This window comes from Niveispirillum sp. GW835-FHT14G11 (assembly GCF_058793615.1).
Window position 1 is genome coordinate 18,236 of the sequence record NZ_JBXAFZ010000009.1, and the last position, 23,961, is coordinate 42,196.

The 23,961-nt window shown below is 64.2% G+C and carries 26 protein-coding genes; 12 read left to right on the forward strand and 14 right to left on the reverse strand.

Features of this window, described 5'->3' with window-relative positions:
* Window positions 1–168: 168 nt before the first annotated feature.
* The 7 genes from AC1Q7F_RS17100 to AC1Q7F_RS17130 all read left to right on the forward strand — a co-directional run bounded on the left by AC1Q7F_RS17100 (window position 169) and on the right by AC1Q7F_RS17130 (window position 6,111).
* On the forward strand, window positions 169–417 hold the full coding sequence (locus tag AC1Q7F_RS17100; protein WP_492508996.1) for a DUF4160 domain-containing protein: 249 nt from the start codon (window positions 169–171) through the stop codon (window positions 415–417).
* 28 nt (window positions 418–445) lie between these two features.
* A complete protein-coding gene (locus AC1Q7F_RS17105) occupies window positions 446–811 on the forward strand; it encodes a DUF2442 domain-containing protein (protein WP_492508998.1) in 366 nt (121 codons plus the stop codon).
* 245 nt (window positions 812–1,056) lie between these two features.
* Window positions 1,057–1,578, forward strand: a complete 522-nt coding sequence (locus tag AC1Q7F_RS17110; RefSeq protein WP_492509000.1) for a DUF3576 domain-containing protein — start codon at window positions 1,057–1,059, stop codon at window positions 1,576–1,578.
* Between the two features lie 81 nt (window positions 1,579–1,659).
* On the forward strand, window positions 1,660–4,245 hold the full coding sequence (gene leuS / locus AC1Q7F_RS17115; RefSeq protein WP_492509002.1) for a leucine--tRNA ligase: 2,586 nt from the start codon (window positions 1,660–1,662) through the stop codon (window positions 4,243–4,245).
* A 109-nt stretch (window positions 4,246–4,354) separates the two neighbouring features.
* Window positions 4,355–4,876, forward strand: coding sequence for an LPS assembly lipoprotein LptE (lptE, locus tag AC1Q7F_RS17120; protein WP_492509004.1), 522 nt, complete (start codon window positions 4,355–4,357; stop codon window positions 4,874–4,876).
* A 16-nt stretch (window positions 4,877–4,892) separates the two neighbouring features.
* Window positions 4,893–5,924 carry a DNA polymerase III subunit delta gene (holA, locus tag AC1Q7F_RS17125; RefSeq protein ID WP_492509006.1) on the forward strand — a complete coding sequence of 344 codons (1,032 nt, stop codon included), beginning with the start codon at window positions 4,893–4,895 and terminating at the stop codon, window positions 5,922–5,924.
* Window positions 5,925–5,946: 22 nt separating this feature from the next.
* A complete protein-coding gene (locus AC1Q7F_RS17130) occupies window positions 5,947–6,111 on the forward strand; it encodes a hypothetical protein (RefSeq protein ID WP_492509008.1) in 165 nt (54 codons plus the stop codon).
* A 289-nt stretch (window positions 6,112–6,400) separates the two neighbouring features.
* Here the strand turns inward: AC1Q7F_RS17130 and AC1Q7F_RS17135 are convergent, their stop codons facing one another.
* The 9 genes from AC1Q7F_RS17135 to AC1Q7F_RS17175 all read right to left on the reverse strand — a co-directional run bounded on the left by AC1Q7F_RS17135 (window position 6,401) and on the right by AC1Q7F_RS17175 (window position 13,615).
* Complete coding sequence (locus AC1Q7F_RS17135; RefSeq protein ID WP_492509010.1) at window positions 6,401–6,784, reverse strand: ACT domain-containing protein; 384 nt, start codon at window positions 6,782–6,784, stop codon at window positions 6,401–6,403.
* Window positions 6,784–7,206: a DUF6841 family protein gene (locus tag AC1Q7F_RS17140; RefSeq protein WP_492509012.1), complete on the reverse strand. Its 423-nt coding sequence runs from the start codon at window positions 7,204–7,206 to the stop codon at window positions 6,784–6,786. Before AC1Q7F_RS17140 ends, AC1Q7F_RS17135 begins: the two co-directional genes overlap by 1 nt.
* A gap of 71 nt (window positions 7,207–7,277) precedes the next feature.
* Window positions 7,278–8,174 carry a ParB/RepB/Spo0J family partition protein gene (locus AC1Q7F_RS17145; protein ID WP_492509014.1) on the reverse strand — a complete coding sequence of 299 codons (897 nt, stop codon included), beginning with the start codon at window positions 8,172–8,174 and terminating at the stop codon, window positions 7,278–7,280.
* Entirely contained in the window at window positions 8,167–8,991 is an 825-nt protein-coding gene (locus tag AC1Q7F_RS17150) for a ParA family protein (RefSeq protein WP_492509016.1), read from the reverse strand. Before AC1Q7F_RS17150 ends, AC1Q7F_RS17145 begins: the two co-directional genes overlap by 8 nt.
* 35 nt (window positions 8,992–9,026) lie before the next feature.
* Entirely contained in the window at window positions 9,027–9,632 is a 606-nt protein-coding gene (gene rsmG / locus AC1Q7F_RS17155) for a 16S rRNA (guanine(527)-N(7))-methyltransferase RsmG (protein WP_492509540.1), read from the reverse strand.
* 58 nt (window positions 9,633–9,690) lie between these two features.
* Entirely contained in the window at window positions 9,691–11,559 is a 1,869-nt protein-coding gene (gene mnmG / locus AC1Q7F_RS17160) for a tRNA uridine-5-carboxymethylaminomethyl(34) synthesis enzyme MnmG (protein WP_492509018.1), read from the reverse strand.
* 61 nt (window positions 11,560–11,620) lie between these two features.
* Entirely contained in the window at window positions 11,621–12,940 is a 1,320-nt protein-coding gene (gene mnmE, locus AC1Q7F_RS17165) for a tRNA uridine-5-carboxymethylaminomethyl(34) synthesis GTPase MnmE (RefSeq protein WP_492509542.1), read from the reverse strand.
* Between the two features lie 22 nt (window positions 12,941–12,962).
* Window positions 12,963–13,355, reverse strand: a complete 393-nt coding sequence (locus tag AC1Q7F_RS17170; RefSeq protein ID WP_492509020.1) for a (2Fe-2S) ferredoxin domain-containing protein — start codon at window positions 13,353–13,355, stop codon at window positions 12,963–12,965.
* Window positions 13,352–13,615 carry a DUF6489 family protein gene (locus AC1Q7F_RS17175; protein WP_492509022.1) on the reverse strand — a complete coding sequence of 88 codons (264 nt, stop codon included), beginning with the start codon at window positions 13,613–13,615 and terminating at the stop codon, window positions 13,352–13,354. Before AC1Q7F_RS17175 ends, AC1Q7F_RS17170 begins: the two co-directional genes overlap by 4 nt.
* 141 nt (window positions 13,616–13,756) lie before the next feature.
* Between AC1Q7F_RS17175 and AC1Q7F_RS17180 the strand changes: the two genes are divergently transcribed.
* From AC1Q7F_RS17180 to AC1Q7F_RS17190, 3 genes are read left to right on the forward strand one after another with little or no spacing between them, the layout of a single operon-like run.
* On the forward strand, window positions 13,757–15,811 hold the full coding sequence (locus AC1Q7F_RS17180) for a thioredoxin domain-containing protein (protein WP_492509024.1): 2,055 nt from the start codon (window positions 13,757–13,759) through the stop codon (window positions 15,809–15,811).
* A gap of 43 nt (window positions 15,812–15,854) precedes the next feature.
* A complete protein-coding gene (locus tag AC1Q7F_RS17185; protein WP_492509026.1) occupies window positions 15,855–16,547 on the forward strand; it encodes a dienelactone hydrolase family protein in 693 nt (230 codons plus the stop codon).
* A 60-nt stretch (window positions 16,548–16,607) separates the two neighbouring features.
* Window positions 16,608–17,582, forward strand: coding sequence for a quinone oxidoreductase family protein (locus AC1Q7F_RS17190; RefSeq protein ID WP_492509028.1), 975 nt, complete (start codon window positions 16,608–16,610; stop codon window positions 17,580–17,582).
* On the opposite strand, the gene AC1Q7F_RS17195 is transcribed toward AC1Q7F_RS17190, so the two are convergent.
* The 3 genes from AC1Q7F_RS17195 to AC1Q7F_RS17205 all read right to left on the reverse strand — a co-directional run bounded on the left by AC1Q7F_RS17195 (window position 17,579) and on the right by AC1Q7F_RS17205 (window position 21,387).
* Window positions 17,579–19,417: a DUF885 domain-containing protein gene (locus tag AC1Q7F_RS17195; protein WP_492509030.1), complete on the reverse strand. Its 1,839-nt coding sequence runs from the start codon at window positions 19,415–19,417 to the stop codon at window positions 17,579–17,581. The two genes, AC1Q7F_RS17190 and AC1Q7F_RS17195, sit on opposite strands and share 4 nt — an antisense overlap.
* Window positions 19,418–19,505: 88 nt before the next feature.
* A complete protein-coding gene (gene gshB / locus AC1Q7F_RS17200) occupies window positions 19,506–20,456 on the reverse strand; it encodes a glutathione synthase (protein ID WP_492509032.1) in 951 nt (316 codons plus the stop codon).
* A gap of 91 nt (window positions 20,457–20,547) precedes the next feature.
* Window positions 20,548–21,387 carry a SirB1 family protein gene (locus tag AC1Q7F_RS17205; RefSeq protein ID WP_492509034.1) on the reverse strand — a complete coding sequence of 280 codons (840 nt, stop codon included), beginning with the start codon at window positions 21,385–21,387 and terminating at the stop codon, window positions 20,548–20,550.
* Window positions 21,388–21,599: 212 nt separating this feature from the next.
* Between AC1Q7F_RS17205 and AC1Q7F_RS17210 the strand changes: the two genes are divergently transcribed.
* Window positions 21,600–22,262, forward strand: a complete 663-nt coding sequence (locus tag AC1Q7F_RS17210) for a TetR/AcrR family transcriptional regulator (protein WP_492509036.1) — start codon at window positions 21,600–21,602, stop codon at window positions 22,260–22,262.
* 7 nt (window positions 22,263–22,269) lie between these two features.
* On the opposite strand, the gene AC1Q7F_RS17215 is transcribed toward AC1Q7F_RS17210, so the two are convergent.
* Window positions 22,270–22,587 (reverse strand): DMT family transporter, encoded by a 318-nt coding sequence (locus AC1Q7F_RS17215; RefSeq protein ID WP_492509038.1) that lies wholly within the window; start codon window positions 22,585–22,587, stop codon window positions 22,270–22,272.
* A gap of 357 nt (window positions 22,588–22,944) precedes the next feature.
* Between AC1Q7F_RS17215 and ihfB the strand changes: the two genes are divergently transcribed.
* On the forward strand, window positions 22,945–23,229 hold the full coding sequence (gene ihfB, locus AC1Q7F_RS17220) for an integration host factor subunit beta (RefSeq protein ID WP_054168028.1): 285 nt from the start codon (window positions 22,945–22,947) through the stop codon (window positions 23,227–23,229).
* 94 nt (window positions 23,230–23,323) lie between these two features.
* Here ihfB and AC1Q7F_RS17225 read toward each other — a convergent pair whose 3' ends face one another.
* Window positions 23,324–23,911 (reverse strand): malonic semialdehyde reductase, encoded by a 588-nt coding sequence (locus tag AC1Q7F_RS17225; RefSeq protein ID WP_492509040.1) that lies wholly within the window; start codon window positions 23,909–23,911, stop codon window positions 23,324–23,326.
* Window positions 23,912–23,961 lie beyond the last annotated feature (50 nt).

The following is a 23,961-nucleotide window of genomic DNA, read 5'->3' on the forward strand; positions in this document are numbered from 1 at the left end:
GGCCGCGGAATTCGGAGCGGCTGCGATTGATGCTCTGAAACACGCCCGATTTTGTGTTGCACGGCGTTTCACATCGCCGGTTTGGTCGGAGCGCTCAAGACGGCATCTCCGAAAGCCTGGGGGCTATGCCATCTATCCTAACCGCTTGGGTTTTGATAGAATGGAACCATGCCAACCGTCGCCCGATTTGATGGCCTGCGCGTGGTCATCTACCCCAATGATCATCGGCCGGCCCATGTCCATGTGACAGGCCATGGTGGAGAGGCGATCTTCGTCCTGAACTGCCCCGGTGGACCCGTGAGCTTAAGGGAAAGTTTCGGCTTCGGGCGGGTGGAACTGGCACGAATGGCGTCGACCATTGATGCAATGGTCGCCAGCCTGTGTGGAGAATGGAGAATCATCCATGGTGATCACTGACCAACAGGTCACGGAAGCGGAAACTCTGATGGCTGCCCTTCGCGAGGCCGGACATGTTCTGGCCGCCCGCTATGATGTGGCCACCGACCGCATAATCGTCAGTCTCAACACCGGCCTGGACCTCGTCTTCCCGCCCTCTCTGGCTGAAGGGCTGGCCGGCGCCGATGCCGGCGGCCTGTCCCGGATCGAGATCAGCGCCAGCGGCCTGGGTCTGCATTGGCCGGCACTGGATGCCGATCTCTACGTACCGGGGCTGCTGCAGGGACAGTTCGGCAGCCGGCATTGGATGGCGGAGATGGGTGAACGGGGCGGGCGGGTACGATCATCCATCAAGGCCGACGCCGCCCGCGCCAATGGCCGCAAGGGAGGACGCCCGCGCAAGACCGGTTCATGATGAGTTCCATCTCATCACAAACCGCTACGCCGGCCATGGGGGCCGCTGATCTCTTGCGATCAGCGGGACATGACATCGGTCGATTTCCGTCTGATCCGCATTTTCCCGCGCCAGAATCCCGCCTTGATTGCCGTGTAAGCAGCAACTCCGTCTTCGGGGCGAACCGCCCGGCCTTGCCTAGTGCCGGCTTTTTTGCTCTAAGGATGGCTCCATATCTCCGCTGGCGTTACCCGGGTGGTCTTCCCATGTCCTTGCGTGCCCTGTCCGTGATCGGTCGTTCCGCCCTGCTGGGCACCCTGGCGCTGGGTCTCTCCGGCTGCTCCACGCTGGAAAGCCTGGGTCTTGGCGGTGGGGAGCCCGAGGCTCCCAACACGCAGATCCTGCGCCAGAACAATGACGGCGAGGCCGGCATGAACGCCGCCGCCCGTCCCGCCGGCACCGTGACGGTGAATGCCTATCTGTGGCGCGCCGCTCTGGACACCGTCACCTTCATGCCGCTGATCCAGGCCGACCCCTATGGCGGCGTGATCCTGACCGACTGGTACAGCCCGCCGGCCACGCCCAGCGAGCGGTTCAAGGTCAATCTCTACATCCTGGACGCCGCCCTGCGCGCCGATGGCGTGCGCGCCACCGTTTTCCGCCAGGAACTGAAGAACGGTGTGTGGATCGATGCCGCCGTCACGGCCGAAACCGGCACGCAGATGGAAGACACCATCCTGACCCGCGCCCGCCAGCTACGTCAGCAGTCGGCGGCCCCCGCCAACTGAGTTTGAACCAAGCGCCGGGCGATGGCCCCCTGTTACGGGTGACGCCCGGCGAAGCGACACCCGTTCGACAGGACCCGTTCCATGTCCCGCTACAACGTCCGTGAAACCGAAGCCAAGTGGCAGTCCGTCTGGGACGAACGCCGCAGCTTCGCTGTCACCGCCGATCCGTCCAAGCCCAAGACCTATGTGCTGGAGATGTTCCCCTATCCGTCGGGGCGCATCCATATGGGCCATGTGCGCAATTACACGATCGGCGACGTGATCGCCCGCTACAAGCGGGCCAAAGGCTTCAATGTCCTGCACCCGATGGGCTGGGACGCGTTCGGCCTGCCGGCGGAAAACGCGGCCCTGGAGCGCAACACCCATCCAGGATCCTGGACCTACGAGAATATCGCGGCCATGCGCGCCCAGCTGAAGACGATGGGTCTGGCCATCGACTGGGAACGCGAGATCGCCACCTGCAGGCCGGAATATTACCGGTTCGAACAGAAGATGTTCCTGGATTTCCTGAAGGCCGGTCTGGCCTATCGCAAGGAAAGCTGGGTCAACTGGGACCCCGTGGACAATACCGTCCTGGCCAACGAACAGGTGATCGACGGCCGCGGCTGGCGCACCGGTGCCCTGGTGGAAAAGCGCAAGCTGTCCCAGTGGTTCCTGAAGATCACCCATTTCGCCGATGAGCTGCTGTCGGCCATCACCACGCTGGATCGCTGGCCCGAGAAGGTCCGCATCATGCAGGAGAACTGGATCGGCAAGTCCACGGGCTGCCGGTTCTTCTTCCAGCTTTCCGATGGCCATCCGGACCTGGAAGTCTTCACCACCCGCCCGGACACGCTGTTCGGCGCCTCCTTCGTGGCCATCAGCCCCAACCACCCGCTGGCCGCCAAGCTGGCCGAGAATGATGACGGCCTGGCCAGCTTCATCGCCGAATGCAACAGCATGGGCACCAGCGAAGCGACGCTGGAACAGGCGGAAAAGAAAGGCTGGCGCACGCCGGTGACGGCCGAGCATCCCTTCGTGAAGGGCTGGAACCTGCCGGTCTATGTCGCCAATTTCGTGCTGATGGAATATGGCACGGGTGCCATCTTCGGCTGCCCGGCCCATGACCAGCGCGATCTGGACTTCGCCCGCAAGTATGATCTGCCGGTGAAGCCGGTGGTCGTGCCGGAAAGCGAGGATCCTGCGACTTTCGCGGTCGGCACCGAGGCCTATACCGGCCCCGGCAGCATCCGCAATTCCGACTTCCTGGACGGCAAGTCCGTGGAAGACGGCAAGAAGGCCGCCGTCGCCAAGATCGAGGAACTGGGCCGCGGGCAGGGGACGACCATGTTCCGCCTGCGTGACTGGGGCGTGTCGCGTCAGCGCTACTGGGGCTGCCCCATCCCCATCATCCATTGCCCCGATTGCGGCGTGGTGCCGGTGCCGGAAGACCAGCTTCCCGTCACCCTGCCGGACGACGTCACCTTCGATGCCCCCGGCAACCCCCTGGCCCGCCATGCCACCTGGAAGCATGTGAAGTGCCCGTCCTGCGGCAAGGATGCGGAGCGGGAGACGGATACGTTCGACACGTTCATCGAGTCGAGCTGGTATTTCCTACGCTTCGCCGACCCGCGCAACGAGACCGTGGCCTTCGACAAGGAATTGGTGAACTATTGGCTGCCCGTCGACAATTACATTGGCGGCATTGAGCATGCGGTCCTGCACCTGCTCTATTCCCGGTTCTGGACGCGCGCCCTGTCCCATGTCGGCTATCTGGACCTGGCCGAACCGTTCGCAGGATTGTTCACCCAGGGCATGGTGACCCACGCCACCTTCCAGGATAGTGACGGCAAATGGGTGTTCCCGGTTGACGTGGATATCCAGGGCGCCAAGGCCACCAAGATCGCCGATGGCAGCCCCATCACGGTCGGCCCCGTCATCAAGATGTCGAAGTCCAAGAAGAATGTCGTGGACCCGGAAGGCATTATCGGCAGCTATGGCGCCGATGCCGCCCGCCTGTTCATGATGTCCGACAGCCCGCCCGACCGCGACCTGGAATGGACCGAGGCCGGCATCGATGGTGCCTGGCGCTATATCAGCCGCCTGTGGCGTCTGGTGACGGAGCCGGGCTTCGCCCTTCCGGCCGCCGGTACGGCGTCACCGGCCAGCTTCGGGCCTGAGGCCACCGCCATTCGCCGCGCCGCCCACAAGGCGGCGGCGGCCGTGGCCGATGATGTCGAAGGCTACCGCTTCAACAGCTCCGTGGCCAAGCTGCGCACCTTCACCAATGCCCTGGGCGACGCGCTGTCGAAGATCGCCGCCAACGGCGAGGTGCCGGCCGACGAGGGCTGGGCAGCGCGCGAGGCGTTGGAATATATGGCGCAGATCGTTCAGCCGGTGATGCCGCATCTGGCCCAGCAGATGTGGGAAGAGCTGGGCCATGGCGACCTGCTGGTCGACCGCACCTGGCCCATCTCCGATCCCACCCTGGTGGTGGATGACAGCGCCACCGTCGCCGTGCAGGTCAATGGCAAGCTGCGCGCCACCCTGACCCTGCCGCGCGACTGTGCGGAAGCCGTCGCCAAGGAGGCCGCGCTGGCCGATGTCAATGTCCAGCGCGCCATGGACGGCAAGGAACCGCGCAAGATCATCGTGGTGCCGAACCGTATCGTGAATATCGTTGTATGAGTGAAAGGGGCGGAAGGTTGAGGCTTGGTTCAACCTTCCAGCCTGGTTTTCGGGATATTCCCGTCGGAATGGCCCAAATTCCTTGAACCAAGCCTCAAAGAGGCGCGCCATGTCCCACCGTTCTTACCGCCTTGCCGTCCCCCTGCTGCTGGCCCTGCTGCCGGCGGTGCTGGGGGCCTGCGGGTTCAAGCCGGTCTATGGCACCGGCGCGCATGAGAGTGCGGTGGGCGCGGCCCTGGCCAATGTCCAGATCGACCCGATCGTCGATCGCAACGGCCAGGTGCTGCGCAACAACCTGATCGACCGGTTCTATACCGATGGCCGGCCGGACAGCCCGCGCTACCGCCTGTCGGTGGCGCTCGCCGCGACGGAGGAGGAGCTGGGCATCCAGAAGGATGCCACGGCCACCCGCGCCCGCCTGCGCCTGCAGGCCAGTTACGAGTTGATCGAGATCAGCACGGGCCAGGTGGTCTATCGCACCTTCTCCCGCTCCGTGGTCAGCTTCAACCTGCTGGACAGCCAGTTCGCGGTGCTGGCCACCCGCCAGGACGCCTATGATCGCGGCCTGACCGAACTGGCCGACGATATCCGCACCCGCCTGTCGCTCTATTTCGCCCGAGACAAGCAATGATGAGGGGGAGGGCGTCTTGAAGGTCCAGCCCCGGAACGCCGACGCCTTCGCCAAGCGCCCGCCACCCGCCACGCGGCTGGTCCTGCTCTACGGCCCCGACCAGGGACTGGTGCGCGAAAGGGGTAAGGCGGCGGCGCAGTCGGCCTGTGAGGACCTGTCCGACCCCTTCCGCGTGACGGAGATGAAGGCCGACCAAGCCGTGTCCGATGCCGCCCGCCTGCGGGACGAACTGTCGGCCATCGCCCTGACCGGCGGGCGCCGCGTGGTGCGCCTGCGTGATGGCGACGACAAGCTGGCCCCTGCCGTCGCCGCGCTGCTGAAGGGCTTTCCCGCTGGCGATACGCTGCTGGTGATCGAAGCCGGGGAGCTGGACGCCCGCTCCAAGCTGCGCAAGGCGGTGGAGGATGCCGGCGACATCGCCGGGGCCGTCGCCTGCTATGTGGAAAGCGAGGATGAACTGGCCGGCACCATCGCCCGCATCATGGCCGACCATGGAATGCAGATCGACATGGATGCCCGCGACTGGCTGGCCGGCAATCTGGTGGGCGACCGGTCGATGGCCCGTGGCGAGATCGACAAGCTGGCGCTCTACATGCTGGGCCGCAAACAGGTGACCCTGGCCGATGCCCGCGCCGTGATCGGCGACAGCGCCGCCCTGGACCTGGATGAACCGGCACAGGCCGCGGCGACCGGCGATATGGCGGAGGTGGACCGTTCCTTGCGCCGCCTCTATGCCGATGGCACGGCCACGGTGGGCATCCTGCGGGCCGCCCAGCGCTATTTCCAGCGCCTGCACATCGCCGTGGCCCATGTGGCCAAGGGCCAGACCCCGCAGGCCGCCATAAAGGCCCTGCGCCCGCCCGTGTTCTTCAAACTGGAACCCATCCTGACGGCCCAGATCCGCAACTGGACCCTGCCCAAGCTGCACCAGGCCCTGGACCGGCTGCAGGAGGCGGAAGCCGAATGCAAGCGCACCCATATGCCGGATGAGACCATCTGCTCCCGCGCCTTCTTCCAGCTGGCGCAACTGGCCCGACGCCCGAACTAGAAAGAAGAGGGGGAGAGCCATCATGAACATCGTCATGCTGCTCTATCCCCGCCTGACCCAGTTGGACCTGAACGGCCTGTTCGAGGTGAGGACACGGGCAGCGGGCCTGCAGGAGAAATGCTGGATGGCCGCAAGGGCAACGGCGGCACAGTTGCGGCTGGCTCCGTCTTCGAACAAAAATTCGTGAACCGGTGCCTTTCTGGATAGATTTTCAAGAAGTCCGATCAAAATTTCGGATGATACCCCCGGCTCAGACATATTCTCGTGAGACTGAACAAGAACTTGTGGCACGCTGTGGTCAGAGACAAATTCCCATCGGCTTCGCGTCATGCCGGACCGCAAGGCGCAACTGTCCGTCAATCTGGTGATCAGCAATGGCCGCATCGGCGCCGATAAGCGGCAGCGGCACTTCCCGGACCTGACGGATGAAGAGGTAGAACGGTTTGAGGAGGCAGTGCGGGCCGCCAAGCAGGCCGCTACACCACCAGCCGATGCCCCGCCGCCGTCAGCGCCGTGGTCGCCGCCTCCAACGTTTCGGCCCGTACCAGCACATAATCCGTGTCATAAGTGGCGATGGCGAACAGGCTGATGCCGGCAATGGCAAGCGGGGCCGTCAGGGCGGCCAGGATGCCGGTCAGGGCGAAATCCAGGGGTCCTTGCACCTTCAGCGCCCGCCATGGCCCCACGGCCACCATATCAACCGGCACGCGGTCCTGACGCACCACGATGGACAGTTCCTCGTCGGTGCGGGTGATGCTGACAAAGCCTGGACCCGCCACCCAGGCGGGCAGCGGGGCATCAGGGGGCAGGCGACAGATGGCCAGCGGGTCCGGCAGCAGGGTCAGCGGCAGGGATGGCATCAGGCGCCGGCCGGCAGCTTCACCGGTTCTTCGTATGAGATCACGACGGCCACGCGCCAGCCGGCATCCACGTCGCGGCGCAGGACGTAGGAGGTGGAGAAACGCATGATCTCCGCCCGGTCGGCGGAGCGCAGCAGCCACAGCACCTCCGCCCGCGCCAGATCATCGCCGCAGGGCCAGGCCCAGACCGCCGCCGGCACCGGCCAGGCCAAGCCTATATGGCGATAGGTATCCAGCATACTATCGACATAGGCGCGCACAGCATCCAGATCGCCATACACAATGGGCTTGGTCGCCGTCAGGACCGTCAGGGGCTGATCGAACAGGGCGGCGACACGGTCCGTGTCATAGGCCGCGAAGGCCGCGCTATAGCCGTTGAAATAGGCGGCGGCCTCGGCCCCGATCTGGCTGCTGTCGGTCATTCTTCCCTCTGGATTGCTTGTTACTTTGAATGAGGAGGGGCCGGACATGCCCTTCGTTCCGGCCCATTACCCTATCGCTTCAAAATGCGATTCAGAACCCCGTCCAGCTGGTCCAGCGTGCGGTAATGGATCTGCAAGGTGCCCTTCTTGCCGGTGCCGCTCAGCGACACTTTCAGGCCCAGCGCCAGGGACACTTCACGCTCCAGCGCCACGGTGTCCGGCGCCTTCTCCTTCACCGGCTTGGTCAGGACCAGCGGTTCAGCCGACATCTGCTTCACCAGCGCTTCGGTCTGGCGGACATTCAGCTCCCGCTTGATCACCTCTTGTGCGGCGATGACGGGGTTGGGGGCGGTCAGCAGGGCGCGGGCATGGCCCATGGACAACTGCCCGTCCTGCACCATCTGCTTCACCTCATCCGGCAGGGCCAGCAGGCGCAGCATGTTGGCCACATGCGACCGGCTCTTGCCCACCGAACGGGCCAAATCCTCCTGGGTGTGGTTGAATTCGTCCATCAGCCGCTTATAGCCTTCAGCCTCTTCCAGGGGCGTCAGGTCGGCACGCTGGATATTCTCCACCAGCGCGATTTCCAGCGCCTCGCGGTCCGACAGGGTACGGACCAGCACCGGCACCTCATGCAACCCGGCCAATTGCGCGGCCCGCCAGCGGCGTTCACCGGCGATGATCTCATAGGAGCTGTTGCCCGGCAGGGCGGTCGGGTCCTTGCGCACCAGCAGCGGCTGCAGGATGCCACGCTCACGCACGCTTTCCACTAGCGCGGTCAACGCCTCTTCGTCGAAGTGGCGGCGCGGCTGGAACTTGCCGGGATGAACCTGGTCGATGGGCAGCAGGCGGGTCAGGCGGACGCGGTCGACCTGCTGTTCCTCCTCATTGCCCGCCGCCTCCCCGAACAGGGCGGACAGGCCGCGGCCCAGACCAGTGCGCGAATTGTTCTTTCTTGGTTCATCCATAAGCCAACTGCCGCTTCCGCTCGCGCTTCAACATCTCGCCTGCCAGATGGATATAGGCCTGGGCGCCGGCCGACTTGTGGTCGTACAGCAGCACCGGCTTCCCATGGCTGGGCGCCTCGGACACCCGCACATTGCGGGGGATCACCGTCTCATAGACTTTTTCACCGAAGAAGCCACGTACGTCGGCGGCCACCATGTCGGACAGGTTGTTGCGACGGTCGAACATCGTCAGGACCACGCCGTTGATGTCCAGCGTGGGGTTGAAGGCGCGCTTCACGCGCTCAATGGTACGAACCAGATGCGACAGCCCTTCCAGGGCGTAGAATTCACACTGAAGGGGCACCAGTACGGCATCGGCCGCCGCCAGCGCATTGAGGGTCAGCAGGCCCAGGGCCGGGGGGCAGTCGATCAGGATATAGTCGAAACCGCCCGACGATTTTTCCAGGCTGTCCTTCAGGCGGAATTCGCGGCGTTCCACATTGACCAGTTCAACCTCCGCGCCCGACAGGTCGACATTTGCCGTCACGACCCACAGACCGGGAACGGACGTAGCCACCGCCACCTCCTCCACCGTCAGGTCGGCGAACAACAGGTCATAGATACCGAATTCGCGGTTACTCTGCGGAATGCCCAGGCCGGTGGAGGCGTTGCCCTGCGGATCATTGTCGATGATCAGCACGCGCTTGCCGCAAGCGGCCAGCGCGGTGGCCAGATTGATCGTGGTCGTGGTCTTACCCACGCCACCCTTCTGGTTGGCAAGCGCAATGATACGGGCACGGGCGGCGGGGATAGGCAGGGCGGCGCTCGACACTGACATTCAACCTCTGCTGTACGGCTGGTGGCGAGGCAGGCTCACTTCGGCGAAAGATCGCTGATGCGAAGAATTGTTCCGGCCGGATCGGTCTGGCTCGGAAACCTTTCGATCCGCATATTCCAGGAATCCGTCACCGCGGTCAATTCATCCTCGGCCGTCCTGCCCTTAGGAAATAGGCAGGTGCCACCCGGCTTCAGCATTGAATGGGCCCAGGGCAGCAATAGTGTCAGTTCCGCCAGCGCGCGGGCCGATACGATATCGGCCTCCGGCACGTCCGCCATCTCGATCCGCACGGGATGGATGGTGGCCGGCGCCTCGGTGACCCGCGCCACCTCCCGCAGAAAGGCGGCCTTGCGCACATCCGATTCGACCAGATGCACCGACGGCACGCCTAGAATGGCCAGGACCAGGCCGGGGAATCCTGCACCGGAGCCCAGATCGACCAGCACCTTCGTGCCTTCGGGCACCAGGGAGAAGACCTGGGCGCTATCGGCCAGATGCCGACTCCACAGATCCTCCAGCGTACTGGTGGACACCAGATTGATGGCCGGGTTCCACTTGCGCAAATGCGCCGCATAGACCTCCAGCTTCTCCAGTGTTTCACGTGAAACACCGAACTTTTCCTGAAACTGGGCGGGGGTCATCGGCGGCGGTGCCCCGGCAGGGCGGGGCATGGGCGGCAGTTTCAGCGGCTTGGACGGCTTACGCTGCACCACGATCGCTCCCCCGTTTCCTGACATGCCGCAACAAAGCCGTGAGGGCCGCCGGGGTCATACCCGGAATGCGCGCAGCCGCACCTAGCGTCGCCGGCCTTGTGTTCTTCAGCTTCTGGCGGACTTCCGCCGACAAGGACGCGATTCTGTCCGGGTCCAGGTCCACCGGCAGTTCGAGCGCCTCATCCTTGCGGAAGGCGCGGATATCGGCCTCCTGCCGGTCCAGATATCCCGCATATTTGCCGTCGATCTCCACCTGTTCGGCGATGTCGGGCGACAGAGCGGACAGTTCAGGCCAGACTTGGCACAGGCGCGGGAAATCGATTTCCGGATAGCGCAACAGGTCCAGCGCCGTGCGACGCACGCCATCCTTGTTGATGTGCAGCCCGTGCTTCTCCAACTCATTCGGCGTCGCAGACAGGCCGGTGACCATGTCCCGCGCCTGGGCCAACGCCGCCTTCTTTGCCGCCCAATGGCCGGCACGTGCGAACCCGACAATTCCGGTATCCAGGCCACGGTTGGTCAGCCGCTGGTCGGCATTGTCGGCCCGCAACAGCAACCGATACTCGGCGCGACTGGTGAACATGCGATAGGGCTCTGACGTACCACGGGTGATCAGATCATCAATCAGAACCCCGATATAAGCCTCGGCGCGGTCCAACACGAAGGGCGCGGAGCCGGTCACGGCTAGGGCGGCATTGACGCCCGCCACCAACCCCTGGGCCGCCGCCTCCTCATACCCCGTGGTACCATTGATCTGCCCAGCCAGGAACAGACGGGGCAGGCGACGCGTTTCCAGCGTGCGGGTCAGCTCCCGCGGATCGACATAATCGTACTCGATGGCATAGCCAGGCCGGATCATGCGCACATGTTCCAGACCGGGAATATTCTTCAGGATTTCCAGCTGCACGTCGCGGGGAAGGGAGGTGGAGATGCCGTTGGGGTAGACGGTGTCATCGTCCAGGCCTTCCGGCTCCAGGAAGATCTGGTGACGTTCCTTGTCGGCAAAACGGACGACCTTGTCCTCCACGCTGGGACAATAGCGCGGGCCCACGCCTTCGATCTGGCCGGAATACATCGGCGCGCGGTGGATATTCTCCCGGATGATCCGGTGCACCTCCGACGTGGTGTAGGTGATGGCGCAGTCGATCTGCGGCGTAGTGATCCGGTCGGTCAGAGTGGAGAAGGGCGGGGGCGGATTGTCGCCCGGCTGCATATCCAGGCCGGCCCAATCGATAGTCTTGCCATCCAGACGCGCCGGTGTGCCGGTTTTCAGGCGGCCCAGGTTAAAGCCCAGCTTTTCCAGGGTCAGGGACAGGCCGATGGCCGGTTCCTCGCCCACACGGCCGGCGGGGATTTTCTCCTCCCCGATATGGATCAGGCCGCGCAGGAAAGTGCCGGTGGTCAGCACCACGGCACCCCCTCGGATTTCCCGTCCGTCACCGGTCACGATCCCGGCACAGGTGCCAAAGGCATCGATGACCAGATCTTCGACCGCCGCGGCGATGATGTCCAGGTTGGCCTGTTCGGCCAGGGCCTTCTGCATGGCCTGGCGATAGAGCTTGCGGTCGGCTTGCGCACGGGGCCCGCGCACGGCCGGACCCTTGGAACGGTTCAGAACGCGGAACTGGATGCCGCCCTGGTCGGTCACCCGCCCCATCAGGCCGTCCAGCGCGTCGATCTCGCGGACGAGATGGCCCTTGCCCAGGCCACCGATGGCCGGGTTGCACGACATCTCGCCAATGGTTTCGATCTTGTGGGTCACCAGCGCTGTACGGGCCCCCGCACGCGCCGCCGCGGCCGCCGCCTCGCATCCCGCATGGCCGCCGCCAACCACGATCACATCATAGTGCTGCATGGCGCGGACCATAAGGCCGGCGGCGCGTTGAGTCAAAGGGTGGGGTGCGCATGACGCCCCGTCACTTGCCGATGCAGAAATCCCGGAAGATCACGTCCAGAAGGTCTTCCACATCGACCCGCCCCGTGATGCGCCCCAGCGCCCGCACCGCAAGCCGCACATCCTCCGCCGCCAGTTCGGGCAAGGGGGCCCGCAGCGCCCGCTGCAAATTCCCCTGGCATTCCTCCAACGCCGACCGGTGGCGGGCACGGGTCAGGGCAGGGGCGCCGGAGGGGACGTAACGGGCGGCGACCGCCTGCTCCAGCGCGGTCAGCAAGGCGGGCAGCCCTTCGCCGGTGCGGGCGGAGACAGGCAGGATGGGACGGCCAACCAAAGGGGCGGCCGCCCCCGTCAGGTCGGCCTTATTCATGACCAGCAGCGCATCCTCATCCACCAGCGCCAGGGTGGCCGGGTCCGGCAGTTCCCCACCATCGAAAACCAACAGCTTAAGATCGGCCTTGGCGGCCCGGTCCAGGGCGCGGCGAATGCCCTCGCCCTCCACCTGATCCACAGCATCGCGCAGGCCGGCCGTGTCGGCTAGCAGAACCGGGTATCCACCCAAGTCCAACTGCACCTCGATCACGTCGCGGGTCGTGCCGGCCTGATTGGAGACTATGGCCACGTCGCGCCGGGCGATGGCATTCAGCAGGCTGGACTTGCCGGCATTGGGGGCGCCCAGAATGGCGATGGAAATACCGTCCCGCAGCCGCTCCCCGCGTCCTTGATCGGCCAGATGCGCCGACAGTTCAGTCACCAGGGCGCTCACAACCGGCCGTACAGCGTCTGACAGGCCGCCGGGCAGGTCTTCATCGGGAAAGTCGATATCGGCCTCCAGATGGGCCAGCGCGCGGGTGAGCCGGTGGCGCCAGCCATCATAGAGTTGGCCCAAGGCGCCTTCCATCTGGCGTAGGGCCTGGCGGCGCTGTGCGGCCGTTTCAGCATCTACCAGATCGGCGATGGCTTCGGCTTCTGTCAGATCCAGCTTGCCATGTTCGAAGGCGCGGCGGCTGAACTCCCCCGGCTCCGCCACCCTTACCCCCAGGTCGGCGAGAGCCGTGGTGGCCGCCGACAGGACGGCGCGGCCGCCATGCAGGTGCAGCTCCACCACATCCTCACCGGTGAAGCTGGTCGGGGCAGCGAAATACAGGACCAAGGCCTTGTCGAACAGTTCCGCCGTGACCGGGTCACGCAGCCCCACCAGAGAGGCCAGGCGCGGTGCGGGCAGCGGCCGGCCGGACAAGGCCTGCAGCACGCGGCCGGCATCGGGACCGGAGATGCGGATCACCTGCACACCGGCGCGGCCAGGGGCGGATGCCAGGGCGAATATGGTATCGGTCCGCATCATGCGTGTTTCACGTGAAACATCACTCGGCCGCCGCCGCGTGACGGGCGGCGATATCGGTCGGTAATTTATCGGTGGGGGCCAGCATCAAGCGCTCCACCCGGCCGCCCTCAGCCAGATGGGTCTGCAGCACCTCATCCACATCGGCCTTGCTGGTGATGCTGTACCAGACGCCTTCCGGATAAATCACCATACAAGGACCCAGTTCGCAGCGATCCAGGCAGCCGGCATTGTTGATGCGCACAGACTTGCCCAAGCCCAGGCCGGTGGCCTTCTTCTTCATATAGTCGCGCAGCTCATCCCCGCCCTTGCTGCGACAACAGCCGCGGGGATGGCCGCGCTCGCGCTCGTTCGTGCAGACGAAGACATGGGCGCGGTAGTAGGGGGCGGGATCGCCCTTCGCGATGTCGCTCACTTCTTAGCATCCTTGGTGGACGTACCGCCCATGGCATTGGACATCTGCGACCACATCAGTTTTTGGAATTGCTCGAAACCCTGCATGCCCACGGGCAGCCAGGTCTTCATCATGGTCTCCGGATCCATAGCCTTCATGTTGGCCGACAGCTGATCTTGCATCTGCTGCATCAGCGCATCCTGCATGGGCTGCACATCGGGCAGGCCCAGGAAGGTTCGCGCCTCCTCCGGCGTGCAATCGATATTGACGGTGACCTTCATGCCGGTGGCTCCCCAAACGGTCGCAAAGACGTGAAGCGATTTTTCCCCGCACCCTGGGTTCGACACAAGGATAAACTATCTGTTCATCATCGGCCCGTCACAGACAGGCGGCATGATACCGGCCCAGCAAAAGGATGATCCATGGCCATGGCCAAAACGCAAGCCCATCGCGGCGCCGGCAATATGCTGCACCGGGAAACCAGCCCCTATCTGCGCCAGCATATGGACAATCCCGTCGACTGGATGGGGTGGGGTGCGGAAGCATTGGCAAAGGCGAAAATCGAGGGCAAGCCCATTCTGCTGTCGGTCGGCTATGCCGCCTGCCATTGGTGCCATGTGATGGCGCATGAAAGCTTTGAGAACCCCGCCATCGCCGGCCTGATGAACCAGCTGTTCGTCAATATCAAGGTGGACCGCGAGGAACGGCCCGACCTGGACCATATCTACCAGCAGGCGCTCAGTTTGCTGGGGCAGCAGGGCGGCTGGCCGCTGACCATGTTCCTGACGCCCGACGGGCATCCGTTCTGGGGCGGGACCTATTTTCCGCCGGAACGGCGCTGGGGCCGGCCCGGCTTTCCGGAGGTGCTGCGCACGGTTGCCCAGACCTATGTGGAGGAGCCGGGCAAGGTGCAGCGCAATGTCCAAGCCCTGGCCAGCGCCATGGACAATCTGGCCGCCGGCCAGCCGGGCGACGCCCTGACCGCCGACACGCTGATCCAAGTTGCCGAACAGCTGGTGCGGGAGGTGGACCCTGTGCAGGGCGGCATCGGCGGTGCTCCGAAATTCCCGCAGCCGGGCATCTTCGAGCTGTTGTGGCGTGCCTTTCGCCATACCGGCCGGCCGCAATTCGCCACGGCCACCATACAGACCCTGACCCGCATGGCGCAGGGCGGCATCTATGACCATCTGGGCGGCGGCTTCGCCCGCTATTCGGTGGATGCCGAATGGCTGGTCCCGCATTTCGAAAAGATGCTCTATGACAATGCCCAGCTGATCGACCTGATGCTCACCGTCTGGCAGGAGACGCGCGATCCGCTGCTGAAGGTCCGCATCGCGGAGACGGCCGATTGGATACTGGCCGAGATGCTGGCCGAGGGCGGGGGCTTCGCCGCTTCCCTGGATGCCGACAGCGAAGGGGAAGAGGGCCGGTTCTATGTCTGGACCGAGGGCGAGATCCGTCGCCTGCTGCCCGCCGACGCCGCCGACCTGTTCTGCCGTACCTACGACGTGACCGCCGATGGCAATTGGGAAGGCCATACGATCCTCAACCGCATGCGGGAGGATGGCTTGGCCGACGCCGGCACGGAAGCCGTGCTTGCCACCTGTCGCGCGCTTCTGTTGAAAGCCCGGGCAGGCCGCGAGCGGCCGGGCTGGGACGACAAGGTGCTGGCCGACTGGAACGGGCTGATGATCACCGCGCTGGCCAGGGCAGGGGCGGTCTTGGAGCGACCGGATTGGCTGGAGGCGGCCAAACGGGCCTTTGCCTTTGTCGTGGATCACATGTCCACACCAGACGGTCGCCTGTGGCATGGATACCGTGATGGGCAGGCCCGCCATCGCGGCACGCTGGAAGACCATGCCAACATGGCCCGCGCCGCCGTCGCCCTGTTCGAAGTGACGGGAGAAAGCCTTTATCTGGATCGGGCTGTCGGCTGGCTGGAGAACATCCAGACGCATTTCCATGATGACGCCGACGGCGGCTACTTCATCACCCCGGACGATGCCGACGATCTGATCCGCCGCCCGCGCCATGCCCATGACAATGCCGTGCCCGCCGGCAATGGCACCCTGGTGGGGTTGTTCAGCCGACTGTGGCTGATTACCGGGCAGGATCTATGGCGGCAGCGGGCGGACGCCCTGATCACCGCCTTCGCGGGCGAGGTGGGGCGGAACTTCTTCCCGCTGGCCGGGTTCCTGAACGGTGTGGATCTGCGGATGCACGGCCAGGTGCTGGTGATTGCCGGCCCGGCTAATGATGCGGAGGTGATGGCGATGCGGCGGGTGGCACTGGAACGGTCGCGGCCCAATCTCGTCCTGTTCCACCTGGAAGATGGTGGGGTATCGCTGCCCCCGCTGCATCCCGCCGCAGGTAAAACCATGGTTAAAGGACGCGCGACCGCTTATCTTTGTCACGAACAGCATTGTTCGGCCCCCGTGACGGCGGCCACAGACTTGGCCGCCTTCCTGGGCGGATGATCCGATCCTATTTCATGCATCCCATACGACGAAGGATATCGCCATGCCCGACGTTTCGATCCAGACCGATGATGGCAGCTTCAGCGCCTATCTCGCGCCCCCGGCCAACGGCACGGGTCCGGCCATTGTCGTCATCCAGGAGATTTTCGGCGTCAACGCCAACCTCCGCGCCGTCGCCGACAGTTACGCGGCGGCCGGTTATTTCGCCATCGCGCCCGACCTGTTCTGGCGCCAGGAACCCGGCATCCAGATCACCGATCAGACCGAGGCCGAATGGCAGAAGGCCTTTCAACTGTACCAGGGCTTCAATGAGGTGAAGGGGGTTGAGGATCTGGCCGCCACGCTGGCCTTTATCCGTAGATATCCCGGTGTCACGGGCAAGGTGGGCGCCGTCGGCTTCTGCCTGGGCGGGAAGCTGGCCTACCTGATGGCCACCCGGACCGACGTGGATGCCTCCGTCAGCTATTACGGCGTCGGCATCGACAAGGATATCGGCGAGGTGTCGGCCATCACCAAGCCGCTGCTGCTGCACATTGCCGGCAAGGATGGGTTTGTGCCGCCGGAAGCGCAAACCGCGATCAAGGAAGCGGTGGCCGGCAATTTCCTGGTGGAAGTGCATGTCTACCCGGAACGCGACCACGCCTTCACCCGCGTCGGCGGCAAGCATTACGACGATGCCGATGCCAAGCTGGCCCACGGCCGCTCGGCCGAATTCTTCAAGAAGCATCTGGGCTGACCCATCGCCCCGCCGGGATGCGGATATGCCGCATCCCGGCCCCTGATCCAGGATCACATCATGACCCATGCCATCACCGTCGAGCAGACCGGTGGACCCGAGATGCTGCGCTGGACCAGCGTGGATGTGGGCAAACCGGGGCCGGAACAGGTCTTGGTCCGGCACACCGCCATCGGCCTGAATTTCATCGATGTCTATTACCGCACGGGCCTCTATCCCGCCCCGCTGCCCTTAACCCCCGGCATGGAGGCGGCCGGCATCGTGGAGGCGGTGGGCGAGGGAGTGACCGATCTGGCACCCGGCGACCGCGTCGGCTATGGCCAATCACCCCTGGGTGCCTATGCCGAACGCCGCCTGGTGCCAGCCGACAAGCTGATCAAGCTGCCCAACTGGATACCGGACGAGGTGGCGGCGGCCCTGCTGCTGCAGGGGCTGACGGCGCAATATCTGCTGCGCCAGACATTCCACGTGAAACACGGCGATACGGTGCTGATCCATGCCGCGGCCGGTGGCGTGGGCTTGTTGGCCAGCCAGTGGGCCAACGCCCTGGGCGCCACCGTGATCGGCACGGTGGGATCGGCCGAAAAGGCAGCCCTGGCCGCCGCCCACGGCTGCCACCATGTCATCTTGTACCGGGAAGAGGATGTCGTGGCCCGCGTCAGGGAGATCACGGGCGGGCAGGGGGTGGATGTCGTCTATGACGGCGTCGGCAAAGATACATTCGAACGGTCGCTGGATAGTTTGCGTCGGCGCGGCCTGATGGTCAGCTATGGAAACGCCTCGGGCGCCGTGCCGCCCTTCGATATCGGGCTGCTGAACCGCAAGGGCGGGCTGTTCCTGACCCGCCCGTCGGTGCAGCATTACGCCGGCACGCGGGCCGAACTGCTTGCCATGGCCGATGACCTGTTCGCCGTGGTCAAGGCGGGGCAGGTGAAGGTGAACATCCACCAGCGTTTCGCCCTGCGTGACGCCGCCGATGCCCACCGTGCCCTGGAATCCCGCACCACGACGGGCGCGACGGTGCTGGTCCCCTAAACCGTCTTTACCCAGTCTTCCACGACCCGTTCCAGCACCGACAGCGGCACCGACCCGTTGGCCAGGACCGTGTCGTGGAAACGCTTGATATCGAACTTGACACCCAGCTTCTTGCGCGCTGCCCCCCGCAACTCCAGGATCTTCTGCATGCCGATATAATAGGCGCAGGCCTGGCCGGGATAGACGATGTAGCGATCAACCTCCCGCTCCGCGACCTCACGCGTGAAGGCGGAATTGGTCACGAAATAATCGATGGCCTGCGCCCGGGTCCAGCGCTTGGCATGGATGCCGGTATCCATGACCAGACGTAATGCCCGCCACAGGGCGAAGGTCAGGCGGCCGAAATCGGAATAGGGATCGGCATAGAAGCCCAGCTCCTTGGGCAGTCGTTCCGAGTACAGCCCCCAGCCTTCCACATAGGCCGTGTGGAAATCGTGGCGGCGGAAATCCGGCAGGCCCGCCGCCTCCTGCGCCAGGGCGATCTGCATATGGTGGCCGGGAACGCCTTCATGGAAGGCCAGGACCTCCATCTGCCAGATCGGCATCTCTTTCATGTTGGAAAGGTTGACATAATAGATGCCGGGGCGGGAACCGTCGGTGGCCGGCTGGCTATAGCGGGCGATGGTCTCGCTGGCCTCCCGGTACCGTTCGAACCGCTGCACGACGAGAGGTGCCTTGGGCTTCAGGTTGAACTGCCCGTCCAGCACCTGCTTCACCCGGTCCAACACCAGGTTGGCACCCTTCAGATAGGCATCGTGCCCAGCATCATCGTCGGTGAAATAGAAGCGCTTGTCGCTGCGCAGGAACTGGTTGAAGGCCGGCAGGTCGCCCTTGAAGCCGACCTTGTCCTTGATGATCTCCATCTCCGCATGGATGCGCTTCACCTCCGCCAAGCCCAGATCGTGCACAGCATCGGGCTTCAGGGGCAGGGTGGTGTGGCGGGACAGGCAATATTGGTAATAGGCGGCGCCATCGGGCAGCTTCCATACCCCGTCGCGATCATCCGTCTGGCCCAGCAGCCGTTGCATCGTTGCCCGCAGGCGGGTCCAGGCGGGCGCGAATCGGGTGGAGAGCAACATCCCCGCCTCCGCCACCAAAGCCGCCTTCTCGGTGGCGGGCAGGTCCAACGCCTCCACCTTGCGACGGAACCCGGCTAGCAGCGCCGTCTCCTCTGCGGCAGCCGATACGAAGGGCCGGCCGGTCAGGACGTTGCCCACGGCTACCAGGGCCTTCTCCACGGAAAAGCGCGGCGGAATGACGCCCCGTGCGGCGCGGGTTTCCAATGCTGCGGTCAACTGATCGACGGGTTGGTCGATAGATTTGACCCGCGCCAACCACGCCTGTGCCCCCACCTTGTCCCGGATCGGGTGATAGGTGGTCAGGGTGTCGATGATGTCGCCATGGCGGCCGTTGAAATGGTCGGCGGGATAGGTATTGGCACGCCAACGCGCAGCGGCCAGCTTCTCTTCCGCCTGATACTCCCAGAGTTTTTTGTTAAGCCTGTCCGCTGCCGACAGCTTGGCCTCGGGGAAATCGCGGCGCAGCCGGGCCAGGTCGGCCGACAATTCCTGGTCATTGGCGGCTAGGGCTGCGTCGGACAGGTCATCCCACGATCCCTGGTCGCCAGGCAGGCCCAGGGCTGTGCGCAGTTCCGGCGATTTTGCCACCTGCCGGGCAAAGGTATCGGTAAAGAACGCGTTCAGTGCCGGATCGCCATCACTCGCATGCGCCGGGCCCGCCAACAGGCCGCCGGTGATGCTCCAGACCGCCAGACCGCAGCAGGAACAGAGAAAACCACGCCGGCCTATATTCGGATTGCCGCTTGACCGATCCATCCCATCCCCCAATCGATGTCATGGAGAGTGAAGATGACAGCAAGCCCGGGCGGCGGGCAAGGGGCTGCCCGCCGCGGGAAAATAACGGTCAACGCGTGGCGGCGAAGCGCGCTTCCATCGCGTCCCACAGCACGGATTCCAGCGCGGACCCGTCCAGCTGGTTGATCTGCTGGATACCGGTGGGACTGGTGACGTTGATCTCCGTCAGGTAATCGCCGATGACGTCGATGCCGACGAAGATCATGCCCTGTTCGCGCAGGGTGGGGCCAATGGTCTCGCAAATCTCCTGCTCGCGCTTGGTCAGCACGGTCTTGCCCGCACTGCCGCCGGCATGGAAGTTGGCGCGGGCCTCGCCATCCATCGGGATGCGGGAAACGGCACCGGCGGGCTTGCCATCGATCAGGATGATGCGCTTGTCACCCTTGCGGATCTCCGGCAGGTATTTCTGCACAATGATCGGCTCTCGATAAAGCTGGGTAAAGGTTTCCAGCAGCGCGCCCAGGTTCTCGTCATTGGGTTTCACGTGAAACACACCCGAACCGCCGTTGCCGAACAAGGGCTTGACGATAATATCCTTCCATTCCGCCCGTGCCGTCAGCACCTCTTCATGCGATGAGGTGATCACCGTCGGTGGCATCAGGTCAGGGAAATGCGTGACGAACAGCTTTTCCGGCGCGTTGCGCACAGCGGCCGGATCGTTCACCACCAGTGTTTTGGGATGGATATGTTCCAGCAGATGGGTGGCGGTGATATAGGCCATGTCAAACGGCGGGTCCTGGCGCATCAACACCATGTCGAATGTCGACAGATCGACAATTTCCGCAGCACCCATGCTGTGATGGTTGCCGTACTCGCGCCGCACCTGCATCGGCCGGACCTTGGCGAACAGCTTGTTGCCGCGCAGCGCCAGATCGCGGGGGTGATAGTGCCACAGGTCATGGCCACGGCGCTGCGCCTCCAACGCCATCATGAAGGTGCTGTCGGTATCGATATTGATGGACTCGATCGGGTCCATCTGGATGGCGACCTTGAGGGTCATGTCGGGATGTCTCCGGCAGACGGAAAGGGGATGGCGGCAGGAAAGCACAAGCCGGCGACACGCGCCATGCGTGCCGTCACAGGGTGGGGGCTTAATTCAGCCGCCCGCGCAGCTGGCGCAGCAGATTACGCGTATGGTCCAGCAGCTGGGCTGAGGCACCGCGTTCCTGTCCGATGCGCAGGAAATTCTCGAACGCCTGGATACCGGCCGTCAGTTTGCCTAGATGCGCATTCAACAGCCCGGATTCACGCCACAGGCCGATATGGTCCGGCGCGAACAGCAGCATATCCTCGATCACCGCCAGGGCCTTGTCGGGCTGATCGGCCGACAGGTGGCGGAGCTTCAGGTTATTCTGGAGACGCAGTAGAACCTCGCGATTTGATACCGGCGCGTAATGGTCGGGCGTCAGCTCCGCTTCCAGCCCGGCCGTTTGCTTCAACATTTCCCGCAATGCGCGCGGGTCGGTTGCGGCAACGCCTGCAAAAGGGTCCAGGATCTGGCGACCACCGGCATGGTCCAGACGCAACAGGAAATGGCCGGGGAAGTTCAACCCCATGACCGTCCAGCCCTGGGCGCGGGCTGCCGCCATCACCAGGATGCCCAGGGAAACGGGCAGGCCCCGCCGTCGGTCGATCACCCGCAGCAGATTGGCATTCTGGAGATCCTCATACGTCTCGCTATCGCCCTGATAGCCGTGCTTGGCCAAAAGCTGACCCAAGGCCGCCACACGATCTTCCAGCCCATCGGGCATGCCCATCATCATCTGACCCAGATCGGCGGCCATGATGGCCAAATGGGCGCGGTAGGGCGCTAGATCGGCGGAATGGTCCAGCACGGCCAGTGCCAGGGCGGCTTCGCCCAGGTCGATATCCTTGTCCGCCGCCTGTCCGATGCGGCGCAGATAATCCAGGGCCTGTAGGCGCGGCGTCACGGGCGGGATGCTCGTTATCAAGGTCGATCGCGCTTCCCATAGCGCAGCCGGGGCGCGGGTGTCGAGCCCCAAGGCGCAACCCGCCCTGCCATCTGGTCTGACCGGCGCATTGCCATGTTGCCTTGGTAACACCATTAGCTCTAGATAAACACTCAACCCGATATAGGGTTAAGATAAAGTTAACCAATAACCTCGGTTTCCGGAACAAAATCATGCCGATCCCCCCCGTGGTCGCAACGGATATTGAAAGCGAGTTTCCAGCCTCCCGCGTAAGGCAGACGCCCAAGAGCATTGCCACGCACCAGCGGATCATCGAGGCGGCGATCCGCTGCTTTCTGGAAATCGGCTATCACCGCACCACGACATCGGAAATCGCCAAGCAGGCGCGGGTGACCCGCGGGGCTGTACAATATTACTTCCCCACCACGCCGGAGGTGCTGCGCGCCACCGTCGATCACATCATCCAGCGCTTTACGGCCGAATATCTGGCCGCCACGGCCAATGTCGCACATGAGGGCGGGGAGGGGCTGGATCAGGGGATCGAAGCGCTGTGGCATGCCGCGCACAGCCCCTTCTGGACCGCCTGGAAAGAGCTGGAGGCCGCCGCCCGCACCGATACGGAGCTGGCGGCCATCATGGGCCCGGCCAAGGCCACCTTCGCCGCCCGCTGGGAACAGACCTCAAAGGATCTGTACGGCTCCTTCCTGGAAGCCGATCCGGTGAAGTTCGAAATGGGACGGCATCTGGCCTGGCAGTTCCTGCAGGCGCTGGCCGGCAGTCACTTTTCTCCGACCGAGGACGATCATGCCATCAAGGCCCGTCTGCTGGCGGAGTTCAAGCGCCTGATCCGGCAATATTGGGGAATGGTGGGCTGAAGCCGTTTCATGGCTCCAGCAGCTTCAGTCCGGCAACACCTGCCAGGATCAGCAGAGAGCAGAACACGCGGCCGGGGCTGAAGCCATCACCGGCCAGGAACATGCCGACCAGCACAGCGCCGACACTGCCAATCCCGGTCCAGATGGCATAGGCCGTGCCTAACGGCAGGGTGCGCATAGCCAGCGCCAGCAGCCACAGGCTGGTGCCTAAGCAGGCAATCATGATGACCGACGGGCCGGGCCGGGACAGGCCATGACTGGCCTTCAGACCCACGGCAAAGCCAATTTCGAACAGACCGGCGGCCAGCAGATATACCCAGGCCATGGAGCATCCTCCATCGCGCAGGGCCGTCCCCGACTTTGTCACGGCACCGGCGGGGTCGTCCCCGGCGGCCGGTATCAGGCAATGATACCGATATCGCGCATCATATTGCGGCAGACAGGCCCGGCTTCAACCCGCCATTGTGGCATGGCCTGTATGCCCCATCTTACCAAGGTGACAGATTAGACCTAGGAAAACTGTTTGCGCAGAAAGACTTACCCTTGCGCAGCCGGCCCGGCTGGGGCAATCTCAAATGGTCAAACAAAGGTGGCCATGGGCCCGGACCTTCTGCCCAGCCATCCGCGCGGTCGATGAAGGTCGGGTCCGGAAGGCTTCACGTCCCAGGGGGGATTAACAGGCATGACCAAGTCGGAACTGATCCAGCGACTGGCCGAACGCAATCCGCATCTGTATCAGCGTGACGTCGAAAAGATCGTCACCACGATCTTCGATGAGATCACGGAAGCCCTGGCCCGCGGCGACCGGGTCGAGTTGCGTGGCTTTGGTGCTTTCTCCGTGAAGCGCCGCGACGCCCGCACCGGCCGCAACCCGCGCACCGGCGAAAGCGTGGATGTCGATGAGAAGGTGATTCCCTTCTTCAAGACCGGCAAGCAGCTGCGCGAGCGTCTGAACACGGACGAATAAGGGGTTTCCCCTGTACTGCACAGTACCCCCATGAAAGACCCCGCCAACCGGATGGCTGGCGGGGTGCTGTCAGGTCTATAGGATAGGGCCAGCCTTACAACACCTGGCACACATCCTCGAAATCAAAGCGCGGGCTGCGTTCGAACAGGCTGGATGGGTCGCCATAGCCCAGGTTGCAGATGAAATTCACCTTGAAGCGACCGTCGGGGAAGAACTCGGCGTTCAGCTTGCCCTGGTCGAAGCCCGACATGGGGCCGCAATCCAGACCCAAGGCCCGCGCCGCCATCAGGAAATAGCCGCCCTGCAGGCTGCTGTTGCGGAACGCCGTCTCGAACGCCACGTCCGGATTGGCAAACCAGGGGCGGGCATCGACATGTGGGAACAGGCGGGGCAGATGCTCCGCGAACTTCGTGTCATAGGCCAGGATGGCCGTGACGGGCGCCGCCATCGTCTTGGCCAGGTTGCCCGATGACAGTGCCGGACGCAGCCGTTCCTTGGCCTCCGGTGTCGTGAGAAAGACAATGCGAAGCGGGCTGCAATTGGCGCTGGTGGGCCCCCAGCGCACCAGATCATGGATCTGGCGCAGGGTTTCCGGCGCTACCGGCTTGTCAGTGAAACCGTTATAGGTGCGGGCAGAACGAAAAAGCTGATCCAGCGTGGTGTCGGAAAGCGTGTCCGTCATCTTTGCATCCTTGGGGAAGAGACCCTGAGGCCGTTCGTGCCTGTGGTATG